Raw genomic sequence first — 10479 nt, 5'->3', positions numbered from 1 at the left:
AAAAACTCTTTCCTTCTCTAAAAAACTCTCCAATCATATAGGAGTAATTTGGTATTTTATTCATGAGTATAACGCGAGTTTACTTATAAATTAAAATCCTTAATCTTCCTTGCTATGCAGGACTACCTTAACGGCAATGACTGCGGTGAAGCCACACTCTAAAACCTCATTCCCCATTAAAACTGGGTCTGTATTTTTGAGTTTGCCCAGTTGGTGGCCGATCGCACTTACCACCCGCCTCACTGCCAATTGAAAGGTGTTAATGTAAGTGCCACCATCGATATTCCGAACGCAGTTAGTAAAACCAAACAGTCGGCTGTAGGAATTATCTTGATTCAGAAGGTGCCACTGACAGGCTATTTCTACTTGTACGTCGTCTCGATCGCCCTGAATGTAAATAATATCTTCGTGCAGCGTTTCCACATCAGAGTTCAGGTAGGCGACATATTCCCGGATACCGCCGGGGAAGCAGTAAGTTTCGATGCAGGGAGAACTGCTGCCAAGCATTTCCAAGCGGTTGTCAGTCAATATAATTGTCAAACCGGGATTGAGATAAGCAAGCTGCCGCAGATGAAGGGCAAGAGTGGTGCGATCGAACTGAGTGCCACTCTTGAAAATCTCCGCATCTGGTTTGAAACAAATCGACGTACCCGTGCGGTTTTCGGAACTGGGTTTAGCTGTCAGCGGCGTAACGGCGATGCCTTTCTCAAAACGCTGGCTGTAAATTTGCTCCTCGCGCCAAACAGTTACCTGCAACCATTGAGACAAAGCATTGACAACTACTATCCCAACTCCGTGGATACCTCCAGCAACCTTGTAGCCGTCGCCACTCCTGCCCGCAAAGCAGACAACCGTTAAAACTGCTTCCAAGAATGATTTGCCAGTTTTGGAATGAATCTCGGTGGGAATTCCCCGGCCGTTGTTTGTCACGGTAACGGAACCGTCAGCGTTGAGGTCAACTTCGATGTGAGTGCAGTAACCGGCCAGCGCTTCGTCGATCGAATTGTCAACAACCTCGTAAACTAAATGGTGGAGTCCTCGCGGGCCCGTGCTGCCGATGTACATCCCCGGTCGTTTGCGAACTGCTTCGTGGTCTTCGAGAACTTGAATTTGGTCGGCGCTGTAGCTGCCAGTCATACAACAATAGCTCCAATAATGAGGTCTAAAGCCCCAAAAGCTTCTAAAATGGAAAAACTCCTAAAATTATAGCACAAAACGGTTAATGGCGATGCTAGGGCATTCTAAATGGAAATTTATTAGGGGGACGGAGGCGAATAGTTGTGAGATTGCTTCGCGAATTTCCTGGTGTAGCGCGGTGAATGAGTGGATGGAGAGAGGGGAAAGTGGAGAGGAAGAGAGTCTAGGAGAGGATTTGACGGTTTTTATAGGGAAATCTGCGACGGCTTATGTTTAGATTAATTACGATTTGTGGGGCGACGGCGACGGGGAAGTCGGGGGTGGCTTTGGCTTTGGCTTCACGACTGCGATCGGCAATTTTGAGTGCGGACTCCCGTCAAGTGTACCGCGAATTTGACATCGGAACGGCAAAACCGACGGGGGCCGATCGCGCTTTGGTACCGCATCACTTAATTGACATCTGCGATCCGACAGAAACTCTAACACTCGCCGACTACCAGCAGCAAGCTCAAAAAATAATTGCTGATGTAGATTTTCCGGTTTCTCCCCCGCTGTTATTGGTGGGAGGGACTGGTTTGTATATTAAATCGATTGTCAGGGGTTTGAAAATTCCGAGGGTAGCACCGGTGCCCCAATTGCGATCGCAACTGGCGGAACTCGGACAATCTCAATGTTACGCGATCTTGCAGCAGGTCGATCGCTCTGCTGCAGAAAAAATTCACCTCAACGATTCGGTTAGAACTTTAAGAGCACTCGAAGTATTTTATGTCACCGGGCGCTCTATTTCCGAACAGCAGGGCGAAAATCCCCCCAATTATCCTATTTTACAAATTGGGTTGGATTGTGATATTGATGTTTTGGGCGATCGCATCAAACAGCGCACCGAACAAATGTTAGAACGCGGTTGGGTGAGTGAAGTAGAATTTTTGTCTAAAAAATACGGCTGCGACTTGCCTTTATTGAACACGCTGGGCTATCAGGAAATCCAACAATATTTGGCTGGCGAAATTACCCTGAATCAAGCTAAGGAATTAACAATTTTGCACACGAGGCAATTTGCCAAGAGACAGCGAACTTGGTTTCGAGCATATCCTGAAATTGAATGGTTTGATGTTAGCGCGCCAGATTTGCTGGAGCGAGTTTGGCAGAGAATGCAGGAGTTTGTCAATCAAGATTTTGGCGATTGGCAATAATCCGAACCAGTTCGGAAAAAAACATTTTGTCACTCTCAATAGTCGAGGATATTTTTTGGGCTGATATCGTTTCCGGTTGCATCGGAATTATTTAACCGCAGAGGGCGCAGAGAACGCAGAGGAAGAGAAGAGAGAGATGAAACATCCACTTTTTGAGGCACTGTCTGCTATTTTTCGCTGACGTACAGCGTATTCAGGGTTTGTGAAATACGCACTCCTAATCTGGTTTCTTTACAGTTAGAGAACTGTCAACTGATGGTTGTTCGAGAAACCCGGTTTCTGGGGTAGTGCATCTCAATGGAATATGCTGTAAATCAATTAATACAACTTCGTCTTTCCCATCCTGATATCTTGAGGAATGCCGAATTTTTTACCCGAACTTGGTATGATTATTTTACGGCAATTTTTTGGATACTTCTGCCAGTTTAGTCACCATTTGGGATACTGCTTTATCAACTGCCGCGCTCAAAAGTCCGTCTTCATTGCTACTGCCGGAATTACCGCCAATACCTCGGACAGAAAAATTGGAATCGCTTTGATCCGCTTCTCCTACTGATTTAGCTGTGGCAAGAATATCCCCGGAATCTGTACCGATTAACCTTACGTCTATTTGAACGGTAGCTTTGGTTTTTTGCGAGCCGGCGCCGATTCCCATGAAACTGCCGCCGCCGGATTGTTTCTCAACATTAAACTTGGTAATGGTGCCGATTAGTACCGCGTCAACTCCTAATTGTTTGCCAATTTCGGCTGCTGTGCCGGCATCCATTGAACCTGTGCGATTTTGTTGTTTGAGCGCTTGTTCGAGTTTGCTGCGATCGACTACTGTATAGGTGCCATTGTTGACGAGTTCGTTGATTAGCAGTTCGCTGATGCCTTTGGCTGCGCCGACTCCCCGGTAAGAAGTGTAATAGCTGTTGGTGGTGCCGTAGTCGAAGTCCATGACGACGAGGCGCTTTTTGGCGGTAGTTTGGGCGATTTGGGTTGGGGATTGGGTGGTTGCCGGTGCGGCGATCGCATTGACTGAAATGCCTGCTAGCATTAGCGCAGCTAGAGAAATGCCGGTTAAGCCAGATATAGTGGTTGTTTTCATAAATTTTTCCTCACAGTGGTTTTGTTCCGATTCTAGAATAGTACACGGAACCGGCGGATGTCAGGGTTGCGGGCGATCGAGTTGGAATGCGGGAATCGGTTTTAGTCTTTTTTGACTGCTAAAATTCTAAATTTTTTTTAATTAATACCAATTTCATAAAGTTATGCTACTACCGAAAGTTTGACTCCCCCCCTTTATAAGGGGGGGTTGGGGGGGGTAGATATGTAGCGCTGTTTTATAAATTTGGTATAACCGCAGAGGATACAGAGAAACAGAGGAAGAGTTTAATCAAGGTTTCAAGCCCCCAGCTTCCACGAAACCCATCAACCAATTAGCCATCGTCGCCCTGCGAGTCTGTCTCGGCCCGAATTCCCCTATTTTATAGCCCTTAAACCCCAATTTTTCCTTCAGTAACTGCTTGTTTTCTGGAGGGGTCGATCGCGTCAATTTCACCGTCGCAGGCCTAGAATCGATAAAATCCGGCGGTTCCGGGTAATCTTGGCACCATTCGCTAGCAACATTTTCATTATTCCACACCCCAGTCTCGGCATCGCAGCGGTAGCCCAGATACAGCCAAACTAATCTGTTAACAGCAGCATCGTCCATTTCTTCGTTGAGGATAGCCCAAATAGTTTCGTGATTCAGCGGTGGTAATTCTGACATGATTAAAGTGCGATCGAATCAGAAATAAAAAAAGTTTAACTCACATTAGATAACATTATCAGGAACGGGCCGCAGATCCCGTTCCACAAAAAATCATAGGAATTTGTTTGTGGGGTGGGCTTCTAGCCCGCCCAAAATGCCACCCCCCAAAAAATCAATTATTCAAAATTCCGTCCTTCTCGGCCATCGACAGCATCAAATCGATCGCGCGGCAAGAATAACCCCACTCGTTGTCATACCAGGAAATGACTTTAAAAAACGTAGAATTCAGTTCAAGTCCCGCACCTGCATCAAAAATGCTCGATCGCGCGTCGCCCACAAAATCCGTCGAAACCACCGCATCCTCAGTATATCCAAGAATGCCTTTTAGTTCGCCCTCGGAAGCTTTTTTCATAGCCTCGCAAATTTCTTTGTAGCTAGTTTCCTTACTCGTTTTAAAAGTAAGATCCACCACAGAAACGTCAGGAGTTGGGACTCGCAAAGCCATTCCCGTCAATTTTCCCTTCAATTCCGGCAACACCAAAGTAACAGCTTTCGCCGCACCAGTCGAAGATGGAATAATATTTTGAGCCGCGCCTCGTCCTCCCCGCCAATCTTTTTGGCTTGGCCCATCTACAGTAGGCTGAGTAGCAGTCATCGCGTGAACAGTAGTCATTAAACCTTCTTCCAAACCGAAGTTATCGTTAATAACTTTGGCAATTGGTGCTAAACAATTCGTAGTGCAGCTAGCATTGGAAACAACAGTATCTTTTGCCGGGTCAAATTTGTGGTGATTGACGCCTACTAGAAAAGTTGGAACTTTTTCCGGGTCTTTAGTCGGTGCTGAAAGTATTACTCGTTTTGCTCCCGCCGTCAAGTGTTTTGATGCGCCTTCAAAATCTGTAAACAATCCCGTAGATTCTACAACATAATCTGCACCTGTTTTAGCCCAAGGCAATTCGGCTGGATTTCTAATTGACGTACAGGGGATAAATTTTCCGTCAACGATGATACCGTCTGGCTTACCTTCAACTTCGCCGTCATAAATTCCGTGGGTGGAGTCGTATTTGAAAAGATAAGCCAGGTTTTCTGGCGAAACTAAGTCGTTAATGCCGACAAATTCGATGTTGGGGTTTTTGATGCCGGCGCGCATGACTAGCCGTCCGATGCGCCCAAATCCGTTGATGCCGACTTTTAATGCAGCCATTGTTAAACTCCTCTTGAAAATCTCGCTAGTCGATCGCTTGTTGTGGCTTAGAATTTACCACGCTTGGCTGTTTTTGTAACTGATTCTTTTCTATATCTTAATAATTCTGAATTCGGCGGCGGCGAAGGGCAATTCATCCTGAAATGACCGCCTGCTAAGGACTGATGGCTGATGCTCGATAATTGTAAATTTTCTATAACAATAGCCGGCGCAGATTTTTTTTCAAAATCGGCTTTTTTCAATCAGGCGAAAGTGATAATCAAAGATTTATCTAAAAGCAAAAACCGATTAGAAACGAAAATTTAATAATTTAAACATTTATTACACTCTTCCATCTTTAGAAGTGCTAGGAAAAGAGAAGCAGAGCCTCTGGAGCTGCATTACCAGGCAGAGCCTGGTAACGAGCAATGACTAATGACTACTGACTATAGCCTTTCTCAGAAAGATGAGGTGCTCTCGCGGGCCTAAAAGCATCGGGCCTAAAAGCATCGGGCCTAAAAGCATCGGGCCTAAAAGCATCGAGCCTAAAAGCATACCTCACCTTTGTGAGAACCGCTATACTGACTACTTACTGAGAGGGCGGGCGCAAGCCTTTTTTTAGTCATTTGTATCATATATCCTCTTCTAAACTCGCCCCTACAAAATGCTAATGACTAATGACTGAGTGGGCGGGCGCAAGCCTTTTTTTTAGTCATTTGTATCATATATCCTCTTCTAAACCCGCCCCTACAAAATGCTAATGCCCAATGCCCAATGCCCATGCCCAATGCCCCATGCCTAATGACTAATGACTAATGACCAATGACTAATCGCTACCCGACGCATTTAGTGGTTAGCAATTCCACCGCATCCGAAATAAAACACGACCCGCCAAACTTATTTAGCACGGGTCTAATATGTTCTGCAACTGCCGATATTCGATCGGGTTCGCAAAAAGCCAGTACGTAAATATTATCCAGCATTGTCATTGCTAAATCGCGCGATCGAGTACCCCTGGTGCTTTTGCCTGCGACACCCCTAATCACTGAATAACCGGGAACGCCAGCTTTTTCTAAACCGTCTAAAATCTTTGGAAGTTCCACCGAGTTCGCAATAATTTCTATTCTTTTAACTGTCTCCATCGGTTCACCTCCAAAATATATTGATTGCGTATAGATACGCGGGAATGCCTACAATGATGTTAAACGGAAACGTCACTGCTAAGGCTGTTGAAATGTAAAGGCTCGGGTTAGCTTCGGGAACCGTCAGCCGCATTGCTGCCGGTACTGCGATGTAAGAAGCACTCGCGCACAATACGGCAAACAGCAGGCTATCTCCTTCCGGCATTCCGATTATTTTGGCTATCACTAAACCAATGGCTGCGTTAACTATGGGAATGAGGATTGCAAAGCCGATCAGAAAAATTCCTGCATCTTGCAAATCTTGAATTCTGCTAGCAGCAACCAAGCCCATGTCTAGCAAGAAAAAAGTCAGAACGCCATAAAACAAATCTTGAGTAAAGGGACTTAAAACTTCCCAGCCGTGTTCTCCTGTCAGTATCCCCATGATGAGGCTGCCAATTAGCAGAAATACTGAACTGTTTAGAAAGGCTTCTTTGATCACTTCTGACCAAACAATTTCGCGTTTTTCTTCTTCGCCGCCGAATACGCTGACGAGAATTAGACCGACGATAATTGCTGGGGATTCCATTAATGCTAGCGCTGCTACCATGTAACCGTCAAAGTCGATGCCCTGTGCTGTGAGGAAGGAGGTTGCGGTGATAAAGGTGACGGCGCTGATGGAACCGTAGGTGGCTGCGATCGCCGCTGCATTGTAGGAGTCGAGTTTGATTCTCAGTATAAAGAAAGTATAAACTGGTACTAGGGCAGACATCAGCATTGCTGCCAAAATTGTCAGGGCGACTTGCTGGTCAATGCCGCTTTTGGACAGTTCGACGCCGCCTTTAAATCCGATCGCAAATAGCAGATACAAGGAAAACAGTTTGGGGATGGGGGCGGGAATTTCTAAATCGGATTTGAGAAAAATTGCTGCCATTCCCATGAAAAAAGCTAAAACTGGTGGATTTAAGATATTTGACGCTACGAGACTCAAATCCACAATAGGTGACTCCCATTTTTGATTTTTTTAATATTGTTTCAGCAATACATTGTTGCACGAGAGGCGGTATTTAGCGCGATCGAACTTTTGACTCCGAAAGCTCGATCGGGCTAAATACCGCCAAATACAGCAAAAGCGCACAGTGCCAACCTTACAACGAGTAAGGCGTGCACTGTGCGCTTGCCGGCTAAGTATTTTTACCTAACTAAGCAACTGCCAAGTAAGATTCTAGGGCTTCGGAACCGCCGATCAACTTGCCGTCGATAAATACTTGCGGCACTGTTGTAGCGCCAGTTACCGCCCGGAGCGATCGGGTTGTGATGTCCCGGCCCAGGAGGATTTCTTCATAATCCAAGCCCTTTTCAGTCAGCATGGCCTTAGCCTTAGCGCAGAACGGACAGCCCATTTTTGTAAATAGCGAAACCACCTTCGGCTTGGTTGCTGAAGAGTTGATGTACTTGAGCATCGTATCAGCATCGGACACCTTGAAAGGATCGCCCGGTTCCTCTGGTTCAATAAACATTTTCTCAACCAAACCATCTTTGACCAGCATCGAATAGCGCCAAGACCGCTTCCCAAAGCCTAAATCTGTTTTGTCTACCAGCATTCCCATGCCTTCAGTAAACTCGCCGTTACCGTCGGGAATTAAGGTCACATTGTCTGCTTCTTGGTCTTTTGCCCATTCGTTCATCACAAAAGCGTCGTTGACGGACATACAAAGGATTTCATTTACGCCATTTTCTTTGAAAACCTTCGCCAATTCGTTGTAGCCAGGGAGGTGTGTTGAGGAACAAGTGGGAGTAAATGCTCCCGGTAGCGAGAACACCGCTACGGTTTTGCCTGCAAACAAGTCATCGCTGGTGACATCCACCCACTCGTTGTCTTTGCGAGTGCGAAAGGTGACTTTGGGTACTCTTTTACCTTCTTTGTTAGGCAGCATAATTTTGAATCCTTGGGTATTTGGGTTAAATTCCTTTGCTTCCTATAGCGTACTCATAACGAGTATGACTTGTCAAGGGGGGGCGGGTTTTTTCTTGGGACTGCTGCGCGCGAGTCAGTTGCTCGTCTTTGCGACAGCTTGGCGATCGAGCAGATTGAAAACTTGCTGTTTAGGGCGATCCCATAGCTGCAAGCTTCGCTAACGCAAATTCTGTCTCCATGCCTTTGCTGCTGCTAGCGGATGAGGATTTTTGACACATTCTGTCAACAGCTCGATATCAAGTTCCGGTAGCAATTCGCTGTTTGCGATTAATTCATAACCGCAGTTTGATACAAACTCAACCGGAATCTCTTCTCGCAAATGGTAGATCGAAAATCTCTCATTTCGCCAGAACCAAACCTCTCGCACATTCAACCTTCTATAGAGTTCCAGTTTATTGATGCTGCCACTGGTAACAATCACTTCAATTACCAAGTCGGGAAATTCTTTATCTGTGCCAATACAGTAAGCTTCATCCGGTTCCGTACCGCCACTTTTTTCCTCTTGCCGCAGAGTTGTAGACCCAAAAGGGAAATATTCAATGTCAGCTTCTACAAAATAAATTTCCAGCAAATTTCCAATGCGAGTTTTACCATTTTCATGGCGGCGAGAAGGTGACATAATTTCTAAAACTCCATCTAAATAAGTAACTCGATATCCCGCAGCATCTCCAATCCGATGTACCAGTGTCTCGTATTCTTCCCAGTTCACCGTATCCGTGATGTAGCGCTCTTCGGGATCTTGGCGTTGGAGTGCTTGTTCTTTAAGTAATGTATCTAGCTCGATTGTCAGCATTAGTATTACCTCATTACAAGTTGTTCTCATTTTAGCAGACGGCGGTTGAAACCAGGTTTACACAAACTTTCGTCAGCCGGACGCAGTGTAAAGAGAATAACCGAACTTTAATCACCTTTTATTCAACCGGCGTCGGCAGGTTTTGTTCGTATCCACGCGGTTTCAACCGCCGTGTTATCTTATTCCCAATCAAACTTTCTCCCCAAATACTCCTCTAATTCCTGATTGTAAGGTTTAAAATAATCGCTCAAGCAGCAGCGAACCGACTCATTTACTCGCGGATAAAAACCAGGATTAGCATTTTGATATTCAGGTAATTGATATTCCGGCAAATCTAAAAATTCTAAAACTTGCTGAACAGTCGCCGCTGCACCGGCATAAAAATCTTCACTTTTCAAAATTAACAACTGTTCTCTGGGAAAGAAAGCCAGCCAATTTTTAATAAATTCTATATACCTACCGCGAGCTAAATAATTCCCCGGTTCTTCGCCGATGATGTATTCTGGATTTTGATTCAACCGTTCGATTTCGTCGCTAATTGCCCGATCGAGCGATCGCCCTTCCCAATTCAAGCCCTTTAAGCGGTAGAAATGAGAAATCGCGCGATCGACCGGATTTCGCAACAGCACAATCAGCTTAGCCTCTGGAAACAGGCTGTAGAGACGTTTCGGCGCTTCCCGACAGTCAAAATAACTCGGACTAGCCTCACCCGTCACAAACTCGCCTCCCTGCGGCATGGGCGGGAAATGAGCCAAATACCAATCAATTCCTCTTTCAAAGTGCCAAGATAAAAAATCCATCTCCTTTTTAATCGGAGTCAAAATTTGTGGGTGTTGAGCTAAATAAGTGTACAGAGAAGTCGTGCCGCACCGCTGAGAACCAATAATTATAAAATTAGGAACTTTCACAGATTTTAAGTTCCAATTTTGTGGAACAGGCATCTTGCCTGTATCTGTATCTTGTGGAACAGGCATCTTGCCTGTCCTCTTACTGATAATAGATGCCAAACTTTGTTTGTAACTAACAGTTTGATAACAACGAATCGCCTCAGCAATTTTATCTTGTCTAGTCAAAACTTCCCCCAAATTCAAATAATGCCAAAAAGCCTCCGGTTGAGCTTCCACAACTTCGTGGCACAACGTCTCAACTTCAACCAGCTTATTTTGCTTAACCAAAACTTCCCACAAATTGTAATAAGACCAGCAATCATCGGGTTTTTGGGCGACTTGGGCGCGGGCGGAGGCTAAAGTGCTAACGTACTTTTCTTGCTGCTGCAACAACTCCTCTAATTCCGCTGACAGTTCAGCACAACTCGGATCGGATGTCAAGAGAAGTTGGT

11 protein-coding genes and 1 pseudogene are annotated in these 10479 nt (G+C 45.5%); 2 read left to right on the top strand and 10 right to left on the bottom strand.

What is annotated here, in order from left to right:
* Nucleotides 1–94 (top strand): annotated as a pseudogene (locus WBA89_RS00370) (IS1 family transposase); the annotation flags it as partial.
* 5 nt (nt 95–99) lie between these two features.
* Here the strand turns inward: WBA89_RS00370 and WBA89_RS00365 are convergent.
* The gene (locus WBA89_RS00365; RefSeq protein WP_424403002.1) at nt 100–1137 is read right to left on the bottom strand and encodes an ATP-binding protein; all 1038 of its coding nucleotides are present in this window, start codon (nt 1135–1137) and stop codon (nt 100–102) included.
* Nucleotides 1138–1406: 269 nt separating this feature from the next.
* Here WBA89_RS00365 and miaA point away from each other — a divergent pair, with 269 nt between their 5' ends.
* Nucleotides 1407–2330 (top strand): tRNA (adenosine(37)-N6)-dimethylallyltransferase MiaA, encoded by a 924-nt coding sequence (gene miaA / locus WBA89_RS00360; RefSeq protein WP_424403000.1) that lies wholly within the window; start codon nt 1407–1409, stop codon nt 2328–2330.
* A gap of 394 nt (nt 2331–2724) precedes the next feature.
* Here miaA and WBA89_RS00355 read toward each other — a convergent pair whose 3' ends face one another.
* From WBA89_RS00355 to WBA89_RS00315, 9 genes are all read right to left on the bottom strand, one after another.
* Nucleotides 2725–3420 (bottom strand): CsgG/HfaB family protein, encoded by a 696-nt coding sequence (locus WBA89_RS00355; protein WP_424402998.1) that lies wholly within the window; start codon nt 3418–3420, stop codon nt 2725–2727.
* A 288-nt stretch (nt 3421–3708) separates the two neighbouring features.
* The gene (locus WBA89_RS00350) at nt 3709–4083 is read right to left on the bottom strand and encodes a DUF1823 family protein (RefSeq protein ID WP_424402996.1); all 375 of its coding nucleotides are present in this window, start codon (nt 4081–4083) and stop codon (nt 3709–3711) included.
* A 154-nt stretch (nt 4084–4237) separates the two neighbouring features.
* The gene (gap, locus tag WBA89_RS00345) at nt 4238–5269 is read right to left on the bottom strand and encodes a type I glyceraldehyde-3-phosphate dehydrogenase (RefSeq protein ID WP_424402994.1); all 1032 of its coding nucleotides are present in this window, start codon (nt 5267–5269) and stop codon (nt 4238–4240) included.
* 47 nt (nt 5270–5316) lie between these two features.
* Nucleotides 5317–5511: a hypothetical protein gene (locus WBA89_RS00340; RefSeq protein WP_424402992.1), complete on the bottom strand. Its 195-nt coding sequence runs from the start codon at nt 5509–5511 to the stop codon at nt 5317–5319.
* 570 nt (nt 5512–6081) lie between these two features.
* The gene (locus WBA89_RS00335) at nt 6082–6390 is read right to left on the bottom strand and encodes a P-II family nitrogen regulator (protein ID WP_333089783.1); all 309 of its coding nucleotides are present in this window, start codon (nt 6388–6390) and stop codon (nt 6082–6084) included.
* 4 nt (nt 6391–6394) lie between these two features.
* Nucleotides 6395–7366 carry a sodium-dependent bicarbonate transport family permease gene (locus WBA89_RS00330; protein ID WP_424402990.1) on the bottom strand — a complete coding sequence of 324 codons (972 nt, stop codon included), beginning with the start codon at nt 7364–7366 and terminating at the stop codon, nt 6395–6397.
* Nucleotides 7367–7571: 205 nt separating this feature from the next.
* Nucleotides 7572–8306, bottom strand: coding sequence for a glutathione peroxidase (locus WBA89_RS00325; protein ID WP_424402988.1), 735 nt, complete (start codon nt 8304–8306; stop codon nt 7572–7574).
* A gap of 198 nt (nt 8307–8504) precedes the next feature.
* Nucleotides 8505–9140: a Uma2 family endonuclease gene (locus WBA89_RS00320; RefSeq protein ID WP_424402986.1), complete on the bottom strand. Its 636-nt coding sequence runs from the start codon at nt 9138–9140 to the stop codon at nt 8505–8507.
* A gap of 179 nt (nt 9141–9319) precedes the next feature.
* The coding region (locus tag WBA89_RS00315; protein ID WP_424402984.1) for a sulfotransferase at nt 9320–10479 on the bottom strand (1160 nt) is incomplete at its 5' end.

Origin of the sequence: Microcoleus sp., assembly GCF_049646505.1 — a bacterium.
In the GTDB taxonomy this organism is placed as follows: domain Bacteria; phylum Cyanobacteriota; class Cyanobacteriia; order Cyanobacteriales; family Microcoleaceae; genus Microcoleus.
Note: the sequence above shows the minus strand (reverse complement) of the source record. Positions and strands in the feature narration are given on the sequence as shown.

Coding starts and splice junctions, on each gene's coding strand:
- WBA89_RS00365 (WP_424403002.1), bottom strand. CDS start 1,137: ATGACTGGCAGCTACAGCGCCGACCAAATTCAAGTTCTCGAAGACCAC.
- miaA (WP_424403000.1), top strand. CDS start 1,407: ATGTTTAGATTAATTACGATTTGTGGGGCGACGGCGACGGGGAAGTCG.
- WBA89_RS00355 (WP_424402998.1), bottom strand. CDS start 3,420: ATGAAAACAACCACTATATCTGGCTTAACCGGCATTTCTCTAGCTGCG.
- WBA89_RS00350 (WP_424402996.1), bottom strand. CDS start 4,083: ATGTCAGAATTACCACCGCTGAATCACGAAACTATTTGGGCTATCCTC.
- gap (WP_424402994.1), bottom strand. CDS start 5,269: ATGGCTGCATTAAAAGTCGGCATCAACGGATTTGGGCGCATCGGACGG.
- WBA89_RS00335 (WP_333089783.1), bottom strand. CDS start 6,390: ATGGAGACAGTTAAAAGAATAGAAATTATTGCGAACTCGGTGGAACTT.
- WBA89_RS00325 (WP_424402988.1), bottom strand. CDS start 8,306: ATGCTGCCTAACAAAGAAGGTAAAAGAGTACCCAAAGTCACCTTTCGC.
- WBA89_RS00320 (WP_424402986.1), bottom strand. CDS start 9,140: ATGCTGACAATCGAGCTAGATACATTACTTAAAGAACAAGCACTCCAA.